21 protein-coding genes are annotated in these 19,526 nt (G+C 72.9%); 11 read left to right on the top strand and 10 right to left on the bottom strand.

Annotated features, from left to right (window positions below; all coding sequences use genetic code 11):
• The first annotated feature begins 141 nt into the window (after positions 1–141).
• Complete coding sequence (locus ACH495_RS13780; protein ID WP_396858078.1) at positions 142–2,439, top strand: alpha-galactosidase; 2,298 nt, start codon at positions 142–144, stop codon at positions 2,437–2,439.
• 3 nt (positions 2,440–2,442) lie between these two features.
• Here ACH495_RS13780 and ACH495_RS13775 read toward each other — a convergent pair whose 3' ends face one another.
• Positions 2,443–2,820 carry a winged helix-turn-helix transcriptional regulator gene (locus ACH495_RS13775; RefSeq protein WP_396858077.1) on the bottom strand — a complete coding sequence of 126 codons (378 nt, stop codon included), beginning with the start codon at positions 2,818–2,820 and terminating at the stop codon, positions 2,443–2,445.
• A gap of 79 nt (positions 2,821–2,899) precedes the next feature.
• Between ACH495_RS13775 and ACH495_RS13770 the strand changes: the two genes are divergently transcribed.
• The 3 genes from ACH495_RS13770 to ACH495_RS13760 all read left to right on the top strand — a co-directional run bounded on the left by ACH495_RS13770 (position 2,900) and on the right by ACH495_RS13760 (position 5,071).
• Positions 2,900–3,310 (top strand): RidA family protein, encoded by a 411-nt coding sequence (locus tag ACH495_RS13770; protein ID WP_396858076.1) that lies wholly within the window; start codon positions 2,900–2,902, stop codon positions 3,308–3,310.
• A 118-nt stretch (positions 3,311–3,428) separates the two neighbouring features.
• A complete protein-coding gene (locus ACH495_RS13765) occupies positions 3,429–3,821 on the top strand; it encodes a YciI family protein (protein ID WP_396858559.1) in 393 nt (130 codons plus the stop codon).
• 2 nt (positions 3,822–3,823) lie between these two features.
• Positions 3,824–5,071: an RNA polymerase sigma factor gene (locus ACH495_RS13760; RefSeq protein ID WP_396858558.1), complete on the top strand. Its 1,248-nt coding sequence runs from the start codon at positions 3,824–3,826 to the stop codon at positions 5,069–5,071.
• A 50-nt stretch (positions 5,072–5,121) separates the two neighbouring features.
• Here the strand turns inward: ACH495_RS13760 and ACH495_RS13755 are convergent, their stop codons facing one another.
• Positions 5,122–5,691 (bottom strand): hypothetical protein, encoded by a 570-nt coding sequence (locus ACH495_RS13755; RefSeq protein ID WP_396858075.1) that lies wholly within the window; start codon positions 5,689–5,691, stop codon positions 5,122–5,124.
• Between the two features lie 748 nt (positions 5,692–6,439).
• Between ACH495_RS13755 and ACH495_RS13750 the strand changes: the two genes are divergently transcribed.
• Positions 6,440–6,853, top strand: coding sequence for a GntR family transcriptional regulator (locus tag ACH495_RS13750; protein ID WP_396858074.1), 414 nt, complete (start codon positions 6,440–6,442; stop codon positions 6,851–6,853).
• A 38-nt stretch (positions 6,854–6,891) separates the two neighbouring features.
• Here the strand turns inward: ACH495_RS13750 and ACH495_RS13745 are convergent, their stop codons facing one another.
• Both ACH495_RS13745 and ACH495_RS13740 read right to left on the bottom strand, forming a co-directional pair.
• A complete protein-coding gene (locus ACH495_RS13745) occupies positions 6,892–7,152 on the bottom strand; it encodes a winged helix-turn-helix domain-containing protein (RefSeq protein ID WP_396858073.1) in 261 nt (86 codons plus the stop codon).
• Positions 7,153–7,299: 147 nt separating this feature from the next.
• A complete protein-coding gene (locus tag ACH495_RS13740) occupies positions 7,300–8,697 on the bottom strand; it encodes a cellulase family glycosylhydrolase (RefSeq protein WP_396858072.1) in 1,398 nt (465 codons plus the stop codon).
• A gap of 326 nt (positions 8,698–9,023) precedes the next feature.
• On the opposite strand from ACH495_RS13740, the gene ACH495_RS13735 reads away from it, so the two are divergent.
• Complete coding sequence (locus ACH495_RS13735) at positions 9,024–9,986, top strand: TIGR03557 family F420-dependent LLM class oxidoreductase (protein WP_396858071.1); 963 nt, start codon at positions 9,024–9,026, stop codon at positions 9,984–9,986.
• Between the two features lie 225 nt (positions 9,987–10,211).
• Entirely contained in the window at positions 10,212–10,847 is a 636-nt protein-coding gene (locus ACH495_RS13730; protein ID WP_396858070.1) for a GAP family protein, read from the top strand.
• 79 nt (positions 10,848–10,926) lie between these two features.
• On the opposite strand, the gene ACH495_RS13725 is transcribed toward ACH495_RS13730, so the two are convergent.
• The 6 genes from ACH495_RS13725 to ACH495_RS13700 all read right to left on the bottom strand — a co-directional run bounded on the left by ACH495_RS13725 (position 10,927) and on the right by ACH495_RS13700 (position 16,201).
• Positions 10,927–11,724 (bottom strand): endonuclease/exonuclease/phosphatase family protein, encoded by a 798-nt coding sequence (locus ACH495_RS13725; RefSeq protein ID WP_396858069.1) that lies wholly within the window; start codon positions 11,722–11,724, stop codon positions 10,927–10,929.
• 4 nt (positions 11,725–11,728) lie between these two features.
• Positions 11,729–13,219 carry a phosphatase PAP2 family protein gene (locus tag ACH495_RS13720; RefSeq protein ID WP_396858068.1) on the bottom strand — a complete coding sequence of 497 codons (1,491 nt, stop codon included), beginning with the start codon at positions 13,217–13,219 and terminating at the stop codon, positions 11,729–11,731.
• Positions 13,220–13,295: 76 nt separating this feature from the next.
• Entirely contained in the window at positions 13,296–14,297 is a 1,002-nt protein-coding gene (locus ACH495_RS13715) for a YihY/virulence factor BrkB family protein (protein ID WP_396858067.1), read from the bottom strand.
• Positions 14,290–15,297, bottom strand: a complete 1,008-nt coding sequence (locus ACH495_RS13710; RefSeq protein ID WP_396858066.1) for a diacylglycerol/lipid kinase family protein — start codon at positions 15,295–15,297, stop codon at positions 14,290–14,292. Before ACH495_RS13710 ends, ACH495_RS13715 begins: the two co-directional genes overlap by 8 nt.
• A 92-nt stretch (positions 15,298–15,389) precedes the next feature.
• On the bottom strand, positions 15,390–15,965 hold the full coding sequence (locus ACH495_RS13705; protein WP_396858065.1) for a Clp protease N-terminal domain-containing protein: 576 nt from the start codon (positions 15,963–15,965) through the stop codon (positions 15,390–15,392).
• Positions 15,965–16,201, bottom strand: a complete 237-nt coding sequence (locus ACH495_RS13700; protein WP_107159391.1) for an HTH domain-containing protein — start codon at positions 16,199–16,201, stop codon at positions 15,965–15,967. Before ACH495_RS13700 ends, ACH495_RS13705 begins: the two co-directional genes overlap by 1 nt.
• A 102-nt stretch (positions 16,202–16,303) precedes the next feature.
• On the opposite strand from ACH495_RS13700, the gene ACH495_RS13695 reads away from it, so the two are divergent.
• From ACH495_RS13695 to ACH495_RS13680, 4 genes are all read left to right on the top strand, one after another.
• Entirely contained in the window at positions 16,304–17,104 is an 801-nt protein-coding gene (locus ACH495_RS13695) for a PP2C family protein-serine/threonine phosphatase (protein ID WP_396858064.1), read from the top strand.
• 69 nt (positions 17,105–17,173) lie between these two features.
• Positions 17,174–17,737 carry a TetR/AcrR family transcriptional regulator gene (locus ACH495_RS13690; RefSeq protein WP_396858063.1) on the top strand — a complete coding sequence of 188 codons (564 nt, stop codon included), beginning with the start codon at positions 17,174–17,176 and terminating at the stop codon, positions 17,735–17,737.
• The gene (locus tag ACH495_RS13685) at positions 17,734–18,558 is read left to right on the top strand and encodes an oxidoreductase (RefSeq protein ID WP_396858062.1); all 825 of its coding nucleotides are present in this window, start codon (positions 17,734–17,736) and stop codon (positions 18,556–18,558) included. The genes ACH495_RS13690 and ACH495_RS13685 overlap by 4 nt, the downstream gene beginning before the upstream one ends.
• A 65-nt stretch (positions 18,559–18,623) precedes the next feature.
• Positions 18,624–19,454: a universal stress protein gene (locus tag ACH495_RS13680; RefSeq protein WP_396858061.1), complete on the top strand. Its 831-nt coding sequence runs from the start codon at positions 18,624–18,626 to the stop codon at positions 19,452–19,454.
• Positions 19,455–19,526: the final 72 nt, after the last annotated feature.

The raw sequence follows: 19,526 nt of genomic DNA, 5'->3' as shown, positions 1-19,526 counted from the left end.
TCCGGGGGATTATGCCAAAGAGCGATATGACTGTGAGGAATAATTATGTCTCTCAGTCATATCGCTCACGACTCTTGTGTTCTCCGCTCGCGTCACTCTTTGTGACAAGCGCAGGTGTGCATCCCACAGAATCGAGCGGTCATGACGCCTTCGACGATCGTCCATCTGCGCCGGGCGGGGACCAGCCTGGTGCTCGACACGCGCGGCCCGGGGCTGCCCCGAGTCGTGCACTGGGGCGCCGACCTCGGGCCGCTGTCCACGGCGGACCTGCCCGCGTTGGTCGGCGCCACCGTCCCGCCGGTGGCGCCGAGCAGTTTCGACGAGCCCACCGTGCTGTCGCTGCTGCCCGAGGCGAGCGCGGGCTGGAGCGGCCGGCCGGGGCTTGCCGGCCACCGCGACGGCCGGGACTGGTCCACGGCGTTTCGCCTGGTCGGCATCGACGTGATTGACCCGACGGGCGACCACGGACCCGGGGCCGGGCCGAACGACGCCCGGACCGGTGCCGGTCCGCGTGGCGACGAGTGTGCGGGGAGCCGTGACGCGAGTCGCGTGGCCGACGGCGGGGAGGCGGTGCGCGTATCCGATGAGGAGCGGGACCGCGACGGCGGCGGGGCCGCGCGGGTGACCGTGCGGGCGACGGACCCGGGCGCGGGCTTGAGCCTGACGGTCGAGATCACGCTGGACCCGGCGGGGTTGCTGACGCTGCGGCACCGGTTGCGCAACGACGGCGACGGCCGTTACGAACTGCGCGAGCTGACGCCCGTGCTGCCGGTGCCCGCGGTCGCCACCGAGCTGCTCGACCTGACCGGGCGCTGGTGCCGGGAACGCGTCCCGCAGCGGCACCCGTGGCCGATTGGCGCCTGGGTCCGTGAGGGGCGGCACGGCCGTACCGGGCACGACGCCACGCTGCTGCTGGTGGCCGGCACGGCGGGCTTCGGCTTCGGGCACGGCGAGGTGTGGGCGGTGCACACCGCGTGGAGCGGCGACCACGTCACGGTGGCCGAGCGCCGCCCCACCGGCGATGCCACGCTCGGCGGCGGTGAGCTGCTCGCGCCCGGCGAGATCGTGCTCGGGCCGGGCGAGGAGTACGCCACCCCGCTGCTGTACGCGGCCCGGTCGGCGGACGGGCTGGACGGGCTCAGCGACGTGCTGCACACCAGCCTGCGCGCCCGGCCGGGGCACCCACGCACGCCGCGCCCGGTGACGCTGAACGTGTGGGAGGCGGTCTACTTCGACCACGACCTGGACCGGCTGCGGGCGCTCGCCGACCGGGCCGCCGAGGTGGGGGTGGAACGCTTCGTGCTGGACGACGGCTGGTTCCGCGGGCGGCGGCACGACCTCGCCGGCCTCGGCGACTGGTGGGTCGACGAGCAGGTCTGGCCCGGCGGGCTGCAACCGCTCATCGACCACGTCCGCGGGCACGGCATGCAGTTCGGGCTCTGGGTCGAGCCGGAGATGGTCAACCCCGACTCCGACCTGTTCCGCGCCCATCCCGACTGGGTGCTCCAGGCGCCCGGCCGGCTGCCGCTTCCGTGGCGGCACCAGCAGGTGCTCGACCTGGCCCACCCGGACGCATACGCGTACCTGCGCGACCGGCTCGACGCGGTGCTGCGTGAGCACGACGGGATCGCCTACCTCAAGTGGGACCACAACCGGGACCTCACCGAGGCGGGGCACGCCGGCCGGCCCGGGGTACACGCGCAGACCGTGGCGGTCTACCGCCTGCTCGACGAGTTGCGCGCCCGGCACCCCGACCTGGAGATCGAGAGTTGCTCGTCCGGCGGCGCCCGGGTCGACCTGGAGATCCTGCGTCGTACCGACCGGGTCTGGGCCAGCGACTGCAACGACGCGCTGGAACGGCTGGCCATCCAACGCTGGACCGGTCTGCTGCTGCCGCCGGAGCTGATCGGCACGCACATCGGGCCGTACCGCTCGCACACCACGCACCGCGTGCACGACCTCGGCTTCCGGGCGGTCACCGCGCTCTTCGGCCACCACGGCATCGAATGGGACATCAGCGCGATCGACGCGTCCGCCCGGGCCGAACTGGCCGCCTGGGTGGCGCTGCACAAGCGGCTCCGCCCGCTGCTGCACGCCGGGCGGGTGGTCCGGGTCGACCACCCGGACCCGGCCGTGCAGGCCCACGGCGTGGTCGCCCACGACCGCTCCCGAGCGGTGTACGCGGTCAGCCGGGTCGCCACGTCCGTCGCGCAGGTGCCGGGCGCGGTGCGGTTGCCGGGGCTGGACCCGGCGCGGCGCTACCGGGTGCGTCCGCCGGCCGGCGTGCCGGAGCCGGCCGGGCTGGAGTTGGCCCCGCCGGGCTGGCTGGCGTCCGACACCGGGGTGACGCTGCCCGGGTCGGTGCTCGGCACGGTGGGCCTGCACCTGCCGGCCCTGCATCCGGAGCAGGCGCTGCTGCTGGAGGTCACCGCCGCCTGAGCGTCACTCCACCGCGGTGTCGAACGCCTGCCGGGCGTCCTCGATCTGCGGCATGTGTGCGTCCGCCCACTCCAGGAGCACGTCGATCGGCGCGCGCAGGGTCTTGCCCAGCGGGGTGATCCGGTACTCCACCGCTACCGGGCGGGTCGCCACGACGAGGCGTTCGACGATGCCGTTGCGTTCGAGGCGTCGCAGCGTCGCGGTCAGCGACTTCTGCGTCACCGCCGGGATCGCCCGGCGCAGCTCGTTGAAGCGGCACGGCCGCTCGCACAGCTCGTTGAGGACGCTGAGCGACCACTTGTCCAGCACCTGGTCGAGCAGGTCGCGGTGCGGCGCGTCGATCCGCAGCTCACCGGTCTGCGGGCTGGTGGTATCGCGCATGAAACCAGGTCTCCTTGAAGTGTCCGCCGTCGACTAGGTATCAATGGTAAACCGAGTTGGTTCCACCAGAGGAGACCTGATGCCGACCATCCGTTTCAGCCCCGACGGCCTTCAGCCGCACACGCCCTACCATCACGTGGCGGTGTCCACCGGGTCGCGCCACATCCACGTCAGCGGCCAGGTCGCCCGGCTGGGCGACGGCACACCGGTCGCGCCGGACGACCTGAGCGGGCAGGTCGCACAGGTGCTGCGCAACACCGGTCGCGCCCTCGCCGGCGCCGACGCCTCGTTCGAGGACGTGGTCCGGCTGACCTTCTACGTCACCGGGTGGACGCCCGAGAAGATCGGGCCGTTCATGGCCGGGATCGAGTCGGTCGCCGAGGAGCTGGGCCTGCCCCACCCCCTGCCGCCGGCGTCGCTGATCGGCGTGGACCACCTCTTCGAACCCGACGTGCTCGTCGAGCTGGAGGCGACCGCGATCACCGGGTGACCGGACTTCTTCCGGCTTTCTTCGCCGGCGGATGTCGAGAACCGGGGTGGTGGCTTCTACCCGAGGGTGGAAGCACCGACAATCGGTGCTCGGGCGTGAGGAGCGAATCGTGAAGTACATGCTGCTGATGCAGTTCAGCGCCGCCGGGGCCGACTTCCCATCTGTCGACACCTGGACGCCTGAGGAGTTCCGGGCGCACATCGACTTCATGGGCGAGGTCAACGCGAAGCTCATGGCCGACGGGGAGTTCGTGCAGGGCGAGGGGCTGGGCGGCCCGCAGCAGGCCCGGATCGTGCGGGCCGGCGAGAACGGCGCGCCGGTGGTCACCGAAGGGCCGTTCGCGGAGACCAAGGAGTTCCTGGCCGGCTTCTGGATCGTCGACTGCGAGACGCCGCAGCGGGCGGTCGAGATCGCCGCGTACATCTCCACCGCGCCCGGCCCGGGCGGGCGACCGCTGCGCATGCCGATCGAGGTGCACCCGGTGATGTCCGGCCCGCCGCAGGAGATGTGACACTGGCCGACCACACCGTCGAGGACCTGCTGCGCGAGCTGGCGCCGCAGGTCCTCGGCGTGCTCGCCCGCCGCTTCGGTGACTTCGCCACCGCCGAGGACGCGGTGCAGGAGGCGCTGCTGGCGGCGAGCCGGCAGTGGCCGGTCGACGGGCTGCCGGCGCATCCGCGCGGGTGGCTCACGCAGGTCGCGTACCGGCGGATGATCGAGCTGGTGCGCGCCGAGACGGCCCGACGGGACCGGGAGGACCGCGCGGCCCGGCGCTCCGGCGACGACCGGCGGACCGCACCGGCCGCCGACGAGCCGTTGACCGGCGACCGGGACGACACGCTGGTGCTGCTCTTCCTCTGCTGCCACCCGGCACTGACCACGCCGTCGGCGATCGCGTTGACGCTACGCGCGGTGGGTGGCCTGAGCACCGCCGAGATCGCCCGCGCGTTCCTGGTGCCCGAGGCCACCATGGCGCAGCGGATCAGCCGCGCCAAGCAGCACATCAGGGACTCCGGGCTGCCGTTCCGGCTGCCCGAGCCGGACGACCGGCAGGCCCGGCTCGCCGCCGTGCTGCACGTGCTCTACCTGATCTTCACCGAGGGGCACACCGCGAGCCTCGGCGACGACCTGCGGCGGGTCGACCTCTCCGACGAGGCGATCCGATTGGCCCGGGAGATGCACCGGCTGCTGCCCGACGACAGCGAGGTTGCCGGGCTGCTCGCCCTGCTGCTGCTCACCGACGCCCGCGCCGCCGCCCGGAGCGGCCCGGCCGGGGAGCTGGTCCCGCTGGCCGAGCAGGACCGGTCCCGCTGGGACGCCGCCGCGATCGCCGAGGGCACCGCCCTGGTCACCGGCGCGATGACCCGGGGGCCGGTGGGGCAGTACCAGCTCCAGGCCGCCGTGGCCGCGCTGCACGACGAGGCGCCGAGCGCGGCGGCCACCGACTGGCCGCAGATCCTCGCGCTCTACGGGGTGCTGGAACGGCTCACCGGCAGCCCGGTGGTGGCGTTGAACCGCGCGGTGGCGACCGCCATGGTGCACGGCCCGACCGCCGGCCTGGACAAGCTCGCCGGCCTGGCTGACGATCCCCGACTGGCCGGCTCACACCGGCTCGACGCGGCCCGCGCCCACCTGCACGAGATGGCCGGCGACCACGACGCCGCGGCGACCCACTACCGCGCCGCCGCCGCGCGAACCACCAGCCGCCCCGAGCAGGAGTACCTGCTGACCCGAGCCGCCCGCCTGCTCCCTTCTCGTTGATCAAGGAGTTTGCGTCGGCGTCCGCACGGTTCGCGACGCGAACCTCTTGGTCAACTGGCGCGCGAGGTGGTGTCGCGGAGGGCCAGGGCGACGGTGGCGAACAGGGCGGCGCCGCAGCCGACGCCGGCGATCAGGGCCACCGTGGCCGCGGTGCCGCCCAGGGCGTACACGAGGAAGCCGGCCACGCCGAGTGCGGTCATCACCGCGCCGAGCCAGTGGTAACGCGGCATCCGCCACACCGCGGCCAGGCCGAAGAAGTGCACGCCCACCACCACCGCGACCCAGGCCACCGACACGGCGGGCCGGTCGAGCACGTTGTTGATCACGGCAAGGCCACCGAAGAGCGCGACCGCCTCCAACGCCACCACGATCCAGTAGCGGCGGTCCATGAACCCCGCCGCCTCCGATCCCTGTGCGCTGGGCGGGGCCTGGCGGGCCACCCGGAACAGGGCGACCAGGAGCAGCGCGGCCACCAGCAGGCCGGCGATCCGCACCACGATCGGCCACGGCGCGGGCAGGCCACCGCTGTTGACCATGATGAAGACGGTCCCGAACGAGATCGCCACGAGCGAGCCGATGACCAGCCCCGACGGTCGTCCCCTGGTCCCCGGCGTGTTCATCGTGCCCCTCCCGACGATCGCGCGCCGGACCGGTCGGCCCGACGCGCGCCAGACTGTACGGCAGGCTGACCTGGTTGGTCAGATTGAGCGGCGAACGGCGCGTGGCCTGGTGGGCGGTCGAAGGTGCTTCTCCTTGTGCTGGCGGACCATCTCGTCCCACACCTCCTGGGGAAGTCGGGGTCCGGCGGTATCCACCGGTGCGAGTTGTCCGAGTAGTGGAACTTCTCGTCTCCCCGCTCGATCCGGCTCATCGCAGCCAGCCCAGGAAGCGACGATGGAGCGTGGTCGGCGAAGCCCCGGCCATGTCCTGTGTGGCAGCCACCAGGAACGGGGCCAGGTAGAGGGCGAGGGACAACGGCGACTGGTCGTACTCGACCCGCAACTCCTGACGACGGATGGGGCAGGGCCACGGGCGCTGGCATCCGGAGCAGTGCCAGAGGGGCATGACCGGGTCGTGTGCGGTCACCTCCCCTCCCCCGGCCAGTGCGCGCGCTTGATCGGAAGGTGATGTCTTCCCCGGCACGGCAGGTCGGATCCACAGCGGCAGACCCTGCGCCACCTGACCCACGACCACACCGGCCGATGTCGTCGGGCGAAGGTCAGCGCCGCCGCGATCACGTATTGGTCGTAGTTGACGTGCCCACGCATGTCGCGCTCCTCCATCAGCAACTACAAGCAATGTCACTCTAAGTGCTGTATTGATGTAAACACAACAGCTTGACTGCATGAAGTCACCTAGCGTGCGGGCGTGAGCGATGAGAGCGACTTCGATCCCGATGTCGCCACGTGGAAGCAACTCGCGGACCGGCTTCGGCAAGCCATCCGTTCAGGTCAGCTTGCCCCTGGTCAGCGAGTGCCGACCGAACTGAGCCTCACCCAGCAGTACCAACTCAGCCGACTCACGGTCCGCCGCGCACTCCAGCAACTGCGAAGCGAGGGCCTGATCGTGGTCGTACAGAGTCGAGGAACATTCGTCCGGGGCGAACAGGAGCGCACCACCGTCACCGTGAGCAAGGGCGACCAGGTGCAGGCGCGGATGCCCGATCCGGAAGAACGACGTCGGTACGCCCTCCACGAAGGCGAACCCGTCATCGTGGTGACCAGGACGAACGGCAACGTCGAGGCGTACGGCGCGCACAGCGTGACCGTCGTAGGTGCCTGAAGCGAAACGTCGCCTTCCCCGTCGCGTCGCCGGTGCGCCTATGCCTCTGCGACGTACGGTCCCGACCCCGGTACGCCCACCACGATGCCGTGCGCCTTGAGGATGTCCACGGCACGAGCGACGGTGCGCCGGGCCGACCCGTACTGAGCGGCAAGCGCGTCGTACGTCGGCAGGCGGGACCCACGTGGAAACTCCCCAGCGCCGATGCGGCGGGTCAGATCGTCGGCGATCTCTTTCGCCGTGTGCGGGATGGGCATGAGTGTCATTGTCACGTCGGTGCGGGCCAGCGAACGGGTCACCAAAGATGACTCGTCTACGCCATCAGGTTTGTAGGCACCGTCCGGCCTCGTGCCAGAGCAGGCAGCGACCGGGAGGCAAGGGCTGCGGGCGTACGCGAAGAAAGGTGGCCGGGTCCGTGCGGACCCGGCCACCCGATGCGCGGTCGGTCAGCTCGCGGAGCAGGTCACCGCCGGCGTGCCGGCGCTGCCGTTGCCGATGAAGCCGAACGTGGTACTGGCGCCGGCGCCGAGCCGGCCGTTGTAGTCGACGTTGCGGGCGGTGTACGCCGACCCGCTGTTGCTGAGCGTGGCGTTCCACGCCTGGCTGACGGTCTGGCCGTTGGCGAACGTCCACGTCGCCGTCCAGCCGGTGATCGCGGCGGAACCGGCGGTCACCTTGACGTCGCCCTGGAAGCCGCCCTGCCACGAGTTGACGACGGTGAGGGTGGCGGTGCAGCCACCGGCCGGCGGCGGCGTGGTCGGGCTCGGGCTGGCGGTCGGGCTGGGGCTGGTCGTCGGGCTGGGGCTGGTCGTCGGGCTGGGGCTCGTGGTCGGGCTGGTGGTCGGGCTCGGCGAGCTGCCGGCGTAGACCGACGCCTCGCGGGAGGTGGCGGTGATGCCGTTGGCACCGGCGAAGATGCGCTGGCCCCAGCTGGTGAGCTGGGCCGGGTTGAAGCCGGTGGTCATGTCCAGGTATTCCACGCCGCCGCCGTTGCCGCTCCACGACCAGCCCAGGTAGCCGATCCGGTTGGCCTGGGCGTAGGACATGATGGTGTCCTCGTCGGGGTTGCCGTCGGAGTGGTTGAAGCCGAACTCGCCGACCACGATGGGCAGCCCGGCGGTGCGGAACCGGCCCAGGTAGTCGCTGATCTCGGCGGCGGTGTCGAACACGCCGTACATGTGGATGGAGAAGACGGTGTTGCGCTGCGGGTCGGCGTTGAACACGGTGCCGGCGTTGTCGCGCATGGTGAACGACCAGTCCTGGCCCCAGTTCGGCCCGTCCACCATGATCGTGTGGGTGAGGCCGCCGGCGCGCAGGCGCTTGATCGCGTTCGAGGTGTCGTTGGTCCAGGCGCCGTAGCCCTGGTTGCCGAACGGCTCGTTGCCGATGTTGACGATGACGTACTTCTCCTGGCCCTTGAGCACGTCGGCGATGCTCAGCCAGTAGTCGGTGGCCTTGGCCAGCGTGGTGGCGGCACCGTCCTCGCCGTACCCGGTGGTGTCGTGCGCCTCCAGGACGCAGATGAGGCGGTTGGCCTTGCACAGCGAGATCACGTTGGCCACGTCGGCGGCGCTGTTCTTCGTCCAGCGGTCGCCGGTGGCCAGCACCACCCGGACCGTGTTGGCGCCGAGCGCCTTGATGTTGGCGAACGAGCTGGTCTGCTGCGGGTACCAGGTGTGCGCGTGGTTGACGCCGCGCATCACGAACTCGGTGCCGTTGGCGTCGTAGAGCCGGCCGTTCGAGACGGAGAACCCGGTCGCGGCCTGCGCCGGCTGCCCGAAGGCGAAGACGGCGGTGAGCGCCGTCAGCAGGGCGACGCCCGCGGCGGAGAGCATTTTCTTCATGGCTGTCCTCTGAAGGGAGATCTCCCCCGTGCCCGAGTGGGGGTGCGGTGATGGTGATGACGGTCCCGGACGCCGGCATCAGCGTAGGCCGATGGACCCTCGAAGGCAACCGGTTAAGTCCTGTGGCGGCCCGCGTCACCACGGGCCGCCACAGGGGCGGTCATCCCCACCACAGGATGGTGCGCCTCCCCGGCCTGAACCGGTTAAGCGGGACTGTAGGCAGCATCCGACGGCCCGTCAAGAGATCCGGCCGGGGAAGCGGACACCAGGGTTGACCCGCGTCCGGCGGGGTATCCCGGGACGATCCACCCGGGAGGAGAGGCGCCATGGTGAACGTCGGCTACACCCTGATGTGCGAGCAGGCCGGACCGAAGGAGCTGGTCGACCACGCGGTGCGCGCCGAGGCCGCCGGTTTCGACCACCTCGTCATGTCCGACCACTACTACCCGTGGCTGGAGTCGCAGGGCCACTCGCCCTACGCCTGGTCGGTGCTCGGCGCGGTCGCCCACGCCACCACCCGGCCGGAGCTGCTGTCGTTCGTCACCTGCCCGATCCGGCGCTACCACCCGGCCGTGGTGGCGCAGAAGGCCAGCACCATCGGCGTGCTCTCGGACGGGCGGTTCACGCTCGGCCTCGGCGCCGGGGAGAACCTCAACGAGCACGTGGTGGGCGGGTGGCCGCACGTGCAGCAGCGGCACGAGATGTTCGAGGAGGCGCTCCAGATCATCCGGCCGCTGCTCAACGGCGAGACGCTGACGTTCTCCGGCAACCACTTCGACGTGCCCGACGCGTACGTCTGGGACCGGCCCGAGCGCCCGGTGCCGATGGCGGTGGCGGCGTCCGGCCGGCAGTCGGCCACGCTCGCGGCCGAGTACGCGGACGCCATGATCGCCACCGATCCGCTGTCCCACCTCGTCGACATGTACGAGGAGGCCGGCGGCGCGGGTCGCCCCCGCTACGGCCAGGTGGCCATCTGCTACGGCCCGGACGAGGACGAGTGCCGCAAGATCGTGCACGACCAGTTCCGCTGGTTCGGCATGGGCTGGAAGGTCAACGCCGACCTGCCCGGCCCGGACGCGTTCGACGCGGCCACCCAGTTCGTCCGCGAGGAGGACGTGGCCGAGGGCATCTCCTGCGGCCCGGACGTCGAGCGGCACGTCGAGGCGTTCAAGAAGTTCGTCGACGCCGGCTTCACCCACGTGGCGCTGGTCCAGGTCGGCGGCGACCGCCAGCCGATGTTCCTCGACTGGGCCCAGGAGGAGCTGCTGCCCCGGCTACGCGAGCTGTGACCGGCCGGGCGGTGGTGCCGCAGGCCGCGGCACCACCCGGCCGTCGTTCCGAGGAGGTGACGTCGTGCGCATCGGAAACACCGAGATCCGGCCCGCCGGCGGCGGATTCGGCTGCCTCCTGATGGTCCTCTTCTCGATCGTCGCCTCGATCGTGCTGACCGTGCTGCTCAACCTGATCCTCTAGAAGCGGCCGCGACCCCGATCGGGCGGCAACAGAATGAGGGCATGAACCTGCTGACCGTGCTGCCGCTGGCGTTCGTGATGGTCGCCGGGCCGCAGCTCATCAGCGCGATCTTCCTGGCCGCCAGCCGCGACCCGCGACGCAGCTCGGTGGCCTACCTGGCGGGCGCGGCGCTGGGCACGCTGGTGCCGCTGACGATCTGGTACGCCGTGTTCCGGCTGGTCCGGCACTCCGCCGGCAACGGCACGAAGGACAGCGGCAGCCGGCACCTGATCGACTGGATCGTGCTGGCGCTGCTGCTCGTGCTCATGGTGGTCACGTTCCTGCGCCGGAAGCGGAACCAGCCGCCGGGCTGGATGCGCCGGCTGGAGGACCCGAAGCCCGCGTTCGCGTTCGGCCTGGGCGTGCTGCTGTTCTTCGCCATGCCCAGCGACGAGATCACCATGGCCTCGGTGGCCGGCAGCCTGGCCGGACACGACAAACCGTGGTGGCACCTGCTGCCGTTCCTGATCCTGACCGTGCTGCTGCTGGCGCTGCCGCTGCTCGCGCTGGTGCTGCTGGGCGCGCGCGCCGAACGGCTGCTGCCGAGGATCCGCGACTGGGCGAACGCGCACTCCTGGATCATCAGCGAGCTGGTGATCCTGATCTTCGTCGCCATCGTCCTGTCCGACCTCGCCTGACCCGCATGCCCCGGGGACGAATTCACGGGAAGAGTGGGCATCCGGGCCCGGATGCCCACTCTTCCCGTGAAACAGGGCTCTAGGCAGGCGTGAGGTCCAGTTCGGCCAGGACGGGGTAGTGGTCGGAGGCGGTGTCGGCCTCCGCGTCGCGGATCACGTGGACCGCTACCAACCGCTCGGCCAGGGGCGGCGTGGCGAGCAGGTAGTCCAGCCGCATCCCGGCGAACTCCGCGCCGCCGTGGCCGGTCGGCACCGTCAGCCCGCCCGGCCCGTCGCCCCCGGCCCGCGGCCAGAGGTCGACCAGGCCGCCGTCGCGCAGCCGGGCCACCGCGCGGGTGTCCACGGTACGGCCGTCGCGGCGCAGGTGCCGACGCCGGTACGCGGCGGCGAGCCCGGCCAGCCGCTCGGTGTGGTCGGCGGCCGGCTCCAGCGTGTTCAGGTCCCCGGCGAGCACTGCCAGCTCTCCCCCGGTTCGTCGCACCGCCGCCGCCAGCCAGCCCGCCTCGATCCGCCGCCGCCCGCCCGACCACGGGTTCAGGTGGGTGCTGAACACGGTCAGCGGGCCCGCCCCGGTGGCCACCCGCACCACGGCGGCGGCATGGTGGAACGGCCGGCGGACCCGCCCGGAGGACAGCACCCGCAGCGACGGGCGGACCAGCACCGCCACCGGCTGGCCGAAGCAGGACCGGGCCAGGTACGGCACCAGACCCGTCCGCTCCGCCAGCCCGCCCAGCGTGCGGTCCAGGCCGCGCAGCTCCTGGAGGGCCAGCACGTCCGGGCGCTGCGCGGCGACGACCGAGGCGATCCGGTCCCGGCGGTCGGTGCCGTCACGGTCCCGACCGCCGGTGCGGATGTTCCAGGTCATCACGCGCAGCATCGGGTCAGTCCGGCCGGCCGGCCTTGGCCAGCTCGTCGTCCAACTCGTCCACCTGCTCCGACTCGATCGCCGGCTGGTTGCCCTGCGCGACGTCGGCGTTCGGCCGGACCACCCACCACAGCAGCGACAGCCAGAGCGTGCCGAGCAGGATCGCGCCCATGAAGTCGGTCGGGTGGTGCATGCCCCGGTACATCCGGGAGGTCGCCACGCCGACCGGCATGATCACGGCCATCGCCACGAACAGCCACCGCCACCAGCGGTCGGTACGGGGGAACACGATGATCGCCATGGCGACCCAGAGGCAGATGGTCGCCGCGATGTGCCCGGACGGGAACGACGAGGTGGGCATCTGGCCGTCCAGGTTCTCCACCGGCGGCCGGGGCCGCTCCACCACCCGGGCGCTGGACAAGAAGAGGCTCAGCTCGCCGAACATGGCCAGCACCACGAACAGCACCGGCCGCCAGCGGCGCCACACGGCCAGCACGATCGGGCAGAACACCAGCGAGACCAGCAGGATGGCGTGGGTGTCGCCGAACTTGCTCCACCACCAGCTCAGGTTCGTGAGCGCGTCGGTGTGCCGGGCGGCGAACCAGCGCGGCACCTCGGTGTCGAGCGTGTCGAAGAACGTGCCCTTGGCGTGGTAGCTGACGTACATGCCGAACGCGTACAGCGCGCCGAAGACGATCACCCAGCCGACCAGCAGCTCGGCCACCGACGAGCGGGGGTGCTCCAGCACCTTCTCCTCGTCCGGGGCCAAGGTGATCTCCTCGCCCGCCTCGGGCTCCAGGCCCTCGCTCAGCGGCGGCACCGGCCGGCCGCGCTCGCGCCGCCACAGCCGGAACGCGTACGCGGTGACGCCCAGCCAGGCCGCGCCGAGCAGCCAGCCGCCGAGCACGTCCGACACGAAGTGCACGCCCAGCGCGATCCGGGTCAGCCCGACCAGGAAGACCAGCACGGCGGCGATGGCGATGGCCGGCTTGCGCCAGCGCGGCGCCATGGCCGGCAGGAACACCAGCAGCAGCGCGCCGTACGCGACGAACGAGCCGAGCGCGTGGCCGCTGGGGAAGCTGTTGCCGGGCGCGCTGGCGATCGGCACGTCCACCACCGGGCGCAGCCGCCCCACCAGCGCCTTGAGCGACGGGTCGAGGATCAGCCCGCCCACGCCGGTGACGATCAGGTAGACCGCCAGCCGGGACTGGCGGCGGATCAGCAGGCCCACCACCGCGATGGTGATCAGCCAGATCAGCACCGGCCGGCCGCCCAGGTCGGTGATCGCCTGGAGCACGGTGACCAGCGGGTGGTGCGGCGCCACGAGGTTGTTGAACCACTCGGCCGCCGCGTGGTCGGCGTCCTGCAGCGGGCTCCAGCGGAACCGGACGAGCATGAGCAGTACGCCGAATGCGACGCCCGCGCCGGCCACCGCGAGCAGCCCGACCAGGCTCCGCTCGGCGAAGTGGCCGAGCGGCCGGCGCCCGGCTTCCTTGACCGCTGTCACACCGCACCTCCCTTTTCTTCTGCGAGGCGCGCTGTACCCGATCGGCGTGGCTCTCACACGCCGCGTCGGCGCGGCGTCAGAGCGCGGTCATCTCACCGGTGTCGAACAGCTCCTCGCGCTGCGCCTCCGGCTCCCACAGGTCCGGCTGGGCCGGCTCCTCCACGCCGATCCGCATGGCCTCCAGCTGGGCGGCGAAGGCCAGCCCGCCGAAGAGCGCCATCCCGGTGAGGTTCGCCCAGAGCAGCAGCGCCATCATGCCGGTCAACGCGCCGTAGGTCTGGCCGAACCCGCCGCTGTACTTGACGTACGCGGCGAGCAGCAGGCTGGCCAGCCACCACAGCGCGATGGCGATGCCGGCGCCGAAGAAGAGCCAGGACAGGCCGGGCTGCTTGCGCCGGGGCGCGTGCCGGAACAGCACCGCCACGGCGAGCACGGTCAGGCCGAGGCTGAGCGGCCAGCGGACCACGTCCCAGACCACGGTGGCGACGTCGCCCCACTCGTAGTGCTGGCGTACCGAGTCGCCGAGCGCGCCGCCGCCGACCAGGATCAGGAACCCGGTCAGCGCGGGCACGCCGGCGACCACCGCGAGGACGGCGGCGCGGACGTACTTGGGGAATGCCGGACGGTCGCGTTCGACGCCGTAGATCCGGTTGGCGCCGCGCTCGATCTGCGCCATCGTGGTGGTCAGCGCGACCAGCCCGGTGATCAGACCGAGGGTCAGCGCCAGCTCGCCGGCGTCCTCGGTGCGGTCGGTGTCGGACAACAGCTCCTGCACCACTGTCTCGCTCTGGCCCGGCGTGATCGCCAGCACCGTGTCGGCGACGACCTTGCCGCCCTCGTCCGCGCCGAGGTCGGTGATCAGGCCGGTGAGCGCGATGAGGAACGGCACCACGGCGAGGCAGAGCTGCAACGCCAGGGCCCGGGAGTGGCTGAAGCCGTCGCCGTAGCGGAACCGGATGAACGCGTCCCGCAGCAGGCACCAGCCGCCGTGCCGGCGCAGCGTGCGCCAGGCGTCGTCGGCGGAGAGCTCGTCCTCGGTCATCAACCGGGTCTCGGGGACGAGCTTGGTGCTACTCACGGCGTGCCTCGTCGATCAGGCGCTCGCCGCGCTCGGCGGCCGCCTCGGCGTCCACCGCCAGGTCGGGGTGGTCCGCCGGGCGCGGTACGCAGAGCCAGAGCGACTCGGGCCGGATGGTGGCGGTGAGCGAGCGGCCCGGCTCGATCAGGTCGCCGTCGAGCTGCCGGGGCTGGGCCCGGTTGCTGGTGATCTCGACGGTGCGGGCCCGGAACACCTCCATCCGGGGCACGCTGCCGCGTCGGCGGACCAGCGCCCAGCCCATCGCGACCCAGTGGCCGAGCGTGCGCGGAGTCAGCACCGCCACGTCGAGCCAGCCGTCGTCCGGCTCGGCGTCGGTGAGCAGCCGCACCCCGCCCTGGAGGCGGCCGACGTTGGCCACCAGGACCGAGCGGGCGCGGCGGCGCAGCGGCGGCCGGCCGTCGATGCGGACCGAGACCCGCATCGGCCGGTCCCGCAGGTGGCGGGCGGCCCCGACCAGGTAGGCCGGCCAGCCGATCCGCTTCTTGGTGGTCTCGGAGGTGGAGTCGAGCATCTGGGCGTCGAAGCCCATTCCGGCCATCACCGCGAAGCACTGGTCGTCGACCACGCCGACGTCGAGCCGGCGCATCCCGCGCTCGACGGCGACCTCCAGCCCGGCGGCCAGGTCGCCGGAGAGGCCGAGGTTGGCGGCGAGCAGGTTGCCGGTGCCCTGGGGCAGCACGGCGAGCGCCACGTCGGTGCCGGCGAGCGCGGTGACGCAGGCCATCACGGTGCCGTCGCCGCCGCAGGCGAAGACCACCTCGGCACCGGCCTTCACCGCCTCCTCCGCCTGGCCGCGACCCGGGTCCTCGACAGTGGTCTCGTGCCAGGTCGGGGCCGGCCAGCCGGCGGCGGCGAGCGCGCCGTCCACGGTCTGCCGGAACTCGTCGAGGTCGGCCACCTTCACCGGGTTGACCACCACGGCGGAGCGCGGGGTCCGGTTCTCCGCGGTCACCGGAAGCTTGTCTTCTGCACCGTCCACGGCGTCAGTGTGCAGGACGCCGGGCGCGGCGGCGACCCGGCGGGCGGGGTCGTTGCGAGGACCGCAAACAGGTTTGAGATTCCTGACCGGCGTCAGGCCACCTCGCGCAGCGCCGCCTCGACCCGTCGGCGCAGGTCGTCCAGGTCGGCGCCGGCCTCGGTGAGCACCTGCGCGCCCAGGCCGTTGCCCTCCCGCAGCAGGCCGAGCAGGATGTGCTCGGTGCCGATGTGCCGGTGGCGCAGCCGGAGCGCCTCGCGCAGCGACAACTCGAGCACCTTCTTGGCGCGCGGCGAGAACGTGCCCCGCTCGGGCCGGCGGCGCCACCACCGGCGCGGCCGGGGCACCGCCTCGCGCAGCGCGTCGGGGCCGAAGGACTCCTCGATCCGGGCCACGATGGCGGCCAGGTCGACGCCGATCTCGCGCAGCGCCGCCGCGTCGGCCGTGCCGAGCCCGTCGACGCCCTGGGCCGAGTGCCGGGCCACCCCCGCGCGCAGCCGGTCGGCCTCGATGCCGCCGGCCGACAGCAGCCGGACCGCCAGGTTGTCGCCGTCGGCCAGCAGGCCGAGCAGCAGGTGCTCGGTGCCGACCGGGCGCCGGCCCTCGGCGCGGGCCTCGGTGAGCGCGTGGTGCACCACGCCGCGGGCCCGCTCGGTGAATCGTTCGAACATCACGCCTCCCAGCTTTCGCGCACCGCCGGTCGCCCGGCGTGCTTCTTGTGGACCGCCTGCCGGCTGACCTCGAGGGCGTCGGCGATCTCCTGCCAGGACCAGCCCTGTCGCCGGGCGTTGTCCACCTGGACCACCTCGAGCCGTTCGAGCAGCCGGCGCAGGGCGAGCACCGCGCGCAGGCCGACCTTCGGGTCGGTGCTGCCGGCCGCCGCCGCGAGTTCCGTCGCCTGACTCATGCTGTCAATGTAGGTTGACAGTCGGCGTTCGTCAACCCTGGTTGACAGATGACACGCCGCCGCCTGCCGCGCCGCCGACCACGCGGATGTTACGTTCCGTAGGTGTTCCGTCGCCGTCCGCCGGACCGGCCGGTCCAGGCCGCACGCCGACTGACCGCCGGGCGGCTCACGCTGGAGGTTGCCGGCGGCAGCGTGGTCGGGCACCGCTACCCGGAGAACTACGACACGCTGCACGTCGACGAGGAGCTGCCGCTGGCCGTGGTCTGCGACGGCATGGGTGAGGGCGAGGGCAGCCGGGTGGCCGGCGCGACCGCCACCCAGACCTTCGTCGGGCGGGTCCGCGCCGCGTGGCCGACCGTCGACGCGGCCGGGTTGCACGCCGCCGCCGCCGAGACCCAACGCCGGGTACGCCGGGCCGGGGCCGCGCGCGTCGGGCTGACCGGGTGCACGCTCACCGCGCTGGTGGTCGAGCCGGACGGCGACCGGGGCTGGCTCGTGCACCTCGGCGACTCGCGGGCGTACCGGCTGCGTGACGGGCTGCTCGAGCTGATCACGGTCGACCACACGGTGGCCTGGCTCGGGCTGCTGCACGGGTGGTGGCCGGCCGGCTCCCCGGAGGCGGCCCGGGCCCGCTACCAGCTCCTGCGCTACGTCGGCCACCCGGACGAGCCGGCACCGGACCTGCTCGCCGTGCCGCTGCGTCGCGGGGACACCTGGCTGCTCTGCACCGACGGGATGAGCGACCAGCTCGGCTACCACCGGCTCCGGGACCTGCTGGCCGCCCGCCGGGAACCGGCGCGGACGGTCCGGGCCCTGCTCGACGCCAGCCTGGAGGCCGGCGGTGAGGACAACGCCACCGCCGTCGTGCTGCGCGTCCACCCCGCACTGCCCGTCCCCCGCTGAGCACCCCACGCCCCCGACGTGACCGGGGACACTGTTGACGCCCTGACATTCTGTGCAAGACTTGTCAGCATGTCGAACGACCGGTTGGAGACGATCCTCAGCGCCGCGTACGCGTGCTTCACCCGGCACGGGATGCGGCGCACCACCATGGACGACATCGCCGCCGCCGCCGGCATGTCCCGGCCGGCGGTCTACCAGTACGTGCGCAACAAGGACGACGCCTACCGGCGACTGGCCGAGCGGCTCTTCGCCGACACGCTCGACCGGGCCCGGCAGGCCGCCGCCACCCCCGGCGGCGGGCTGGCCGACCGGCTGCACGACGTGCTCGCCGCCAAGCTGGAACTCACGCTCACGCTGCACCGGGACAGTCCGCACGCCACCGAGCTGCTGGACGCCAGCGGAAAGCTGACCGGCGACCTCGTCGAGGCGTACACCGCCGAGATGACCGACCTGGTGGCCGGCACGCTGGCGGACGCCGCCGGGCCCCGGGCCCGCGCGGTGGCCGACGTGCTCGTCGCGCTCACCCGCGGCCTGGAGGCCGACCTCATCGACCCCGACCTGCCCCGGCAGCGGCTGCGCGACGGCGTCGCGCTGCTCGTCGCCGGCCTGACCTCTCCGGGAGACCACGCATGACCACCGTCCTGATCACCGGCACCTCCTCCGGCATCGGCCGGGCCACCGTCGCGCGGCTCGCCCGCCGCCCCGACCTCACCGTGTACGCCACCGCCCGCAAGGTCGACGCGATCGCCGACCTGGCCGACACCGGCGCCCGGCTGCTCGCCCTCGACGTGACCGACGAGGCGTCCATGCGCGCCGCCGTGGCCGCCGTGGAAGCCGCACACGGCCAGGTCGACGTGCTGATCAACAACGCCGGCTACGGCGAGTACGGCCCGATCGAGGAGGCCCCGATGGACCGGGTGCGGGCCCAGTTCGAGACCAACGTCTTCGGGCTCGCCCGGCTCACCCAGCTCGTGCTGCCCGGCATGCGCCGGGCCGGCCGGGGCCGGATCGTCAACGTCAGCTCGATGGGCGGCCGGCTGGTCTTCCCCGGCGGCGGCTACTACCACGCCAGCAAGTACGCGGTGGAGGCGATCTCGGACGCGCTGCGCCAGGAGGTGCGGCCGTTCGGGGTGGACGTGGCGGTCATCGAGCCGGGCCTGATCCGCACCGGCTTCGGCGCGGTCGCCGCGTCCTCGCTCGGCGCCGGCACCGAGCCGACCGGGCCGTACCGTCGGATGGTGGCCGCGGTGGACGCGGCGATGGCGAAGTCCTACCGGAACCCGGCACTCGCCGCCCCGCCGGACGCGGTGGCCCGGGTGATCGAGCGGGCGGTGCTGGCCCGCCGCCCCCGCACCCGCTACCTGGTCACCGCCGCCGCCTGGGCGATGGTGCACACCCGTCGGCTGTTCGGCGCCCGGCTCTTCGACGCGGTCAACCGCCTCCAGTTCCGCTGACCCGGTCCGGCCGACCCGGCTGCCCGACTACCGTGGGTGAAAAGCGGGGTCGGGAGGGAGCCGGGATGGCCGCACCCAGCCACGGCGCGGTGGTGGTCGGCGTCGGCCGGTCCGCGGAGGCCCTGACGGCGGTCCGCACGGCCGCCGGCGAGGCCGCCGCCCACGATCGCCCGCTGCACCTGCTGCACGCGTTCAACTGGGCCGCGACCGGTGGGCCCGTCCCGGCCGGCGGCAGCCGCCTCGACGCCGAGCGCGTGCTGGAACGGGCCGGCCGGCTCGCCGCCGACGCCGCGCCGGACGTGCCGGTCAGCGGCGAGATCGTCGAGGGCTCACCGGTCGAGGCGCTGCTGCGGGCCGCCGGCACCGCGTTCCTGGTCGCGCTCGGTGACGGCGGCATGGCCACCTGCCCGGCCTGCGTACCGGCCGACGCGCCGGCCGTCGAGCTGGCCGCCCGCGCCGGCTGTCCCGTCCTGGTCGGCCGCTCCGAGCCGGCCCCGCCCGGGCCGCTGCTGGTCGGCTACGACGGCTCGCCGGGCGCCCACCACACGCTCGGGTACGCCTTCGACTGCGCCGAACGCCGGGGCGCCCGACTGCTCGCCGTCCGGGTGGTCGAGCCGGATCGCCGCGACGCCGACGACGGCCTGCTGGAAGCCGCAGTCAACCAACACGCCGCCCGGCACCCCCGGGTGGCCGCCGACTGCCAGACCGTCCGCGGCGAACCCGCGGACGTCCTGCTCGACCGCTCCCGGTCGGCGCAGCTCGCGGTGGTCGGCGCACGCGGCGACGGGCCGGTGCGGTCCAGCCTGGGCGAGGTCAGCCAGGCCCTGCTCTACCACTCACCGGCCCCGCTGATCGTCGTCCGGGGGCTCGACCCGGGCGCCCCGGAGGGGACATGACGCCCGCGCGACCCGGGACCTACGGCCCTGACCGACACCCCGGCCGAGGGGCGAGGCTGGACGCGCCGGGGA

It is taken from the genome of Micromonospora sp. NPDC018662 (assembly GCF_044391475.1).
Classification (GTDB): domain Bacteria; phylum Actinomycetota; class Actinomycetes; order Mycobacteriales; family Micromonosporaceae; genus Micromonospora.
This window is presented reverse-complemented; position numbering and strand designations above follow the sequence as displayed.

Bases quoted from the DNA above. Each gene is read 5' to 3' on its own strand.
- ACH495_RS13780 (WP_396858078.1), top strand. From the start codon at position 142: ATGACGCCTTCGACGATCGTCCATCTGCGCCGGGCGGGGACCAGCCTG.
- ACH495_RS13775 (WP_396858077.1), bottom strand. From the start codon at position 2,820: ATGCGCGATACCACCAGCCCGCAGACCGGTGAGCTGCGGATCGACGCG.
- ACH495_RS13770 (WP_396858076.1), top strand. From the start codon at position 2,900: ATGCCGACCATCCGTTTCAGCCCCGACGGCCTTCAGCCGCACACGCCC.
- ACH495_RS13765 (WP_396858559.1), top strand. From the start codon at position 3,429: ATGCTGCTGATGCAGTTCAGCGCCGCCGGGGCCGACTTCCCATCTGTC.
- ACH495_RS13755 (WP_396858075.1), bottom strand. From the start codon at position 5,691: ATGAACACGCCGGGGACCAGGGGACGACCGTCGGGGCTGGTCATCGGC.
- ACH495_RS13740 (WP_396858072.1), bottom strand. From the start codon at position 8,697: ATGAAGAAAATGCTCTCCGCCGCGGGCGTCGCCCTGCTGACGGCGCTC.
- ACH495_RS13735 (WP_396858071.1), top strand. From the start codon at position 9,024: ATGGTGAACGTCGGCTACACCCTGATGTGCGAGCAGGCCGGACCGAAG.
- ACH495_RS13730 (WP_396858070.1), top strand. From the start codon at position 10,212: ATGAACCTGCTGACCGTGCTGCCGCTGGCGTTCGTGATGGTCGCCGGG.
- ACH495_RS13725 (WP_396858069.1), bottom strand. From the start codon at position 11,724: ATGCTGCGCGTGATGACCTGGAACATCCGCACCGGCGGTCGGGACCGT.
- ACH495_RS13705 (WP_396858065.1), bottom strand. From the start codon at position 15,965: ATGTTCGAACGATTCACCGAGCGGGCCCGCGGCGTGGTGCACCACGCG.
- ACH495_RS13700 (WP_107159391.1), bottom strand. From the start codon at position 16,201: ATGAGTCAGGCGACGGAACTCGCGGCGGCGGCCGGCAGCACCGACCCG.
- ACH495_RS13690 (WP_396858063.1), top strand. From the start codon at position 17,174: ATGTCGAACGACCGGTTGGAGACGATCCTCAGCGCCGCGTACGCGTGC.
- ACH495_RS13685 (WP_396858062.1), top strand. From the start codon at position 17,734: ATGACCACCGTCCTGATCACCGGCACCTCCTCCGGCATCGGCCGGGCC.
- ACH495_RS13680 (WP_396858061.1), top strand. From the start codon at position 18,624: ATGGCCGCACCCAGCCACGGCGCGGTGGTGGTCGGCGTCGGCCGGTCC.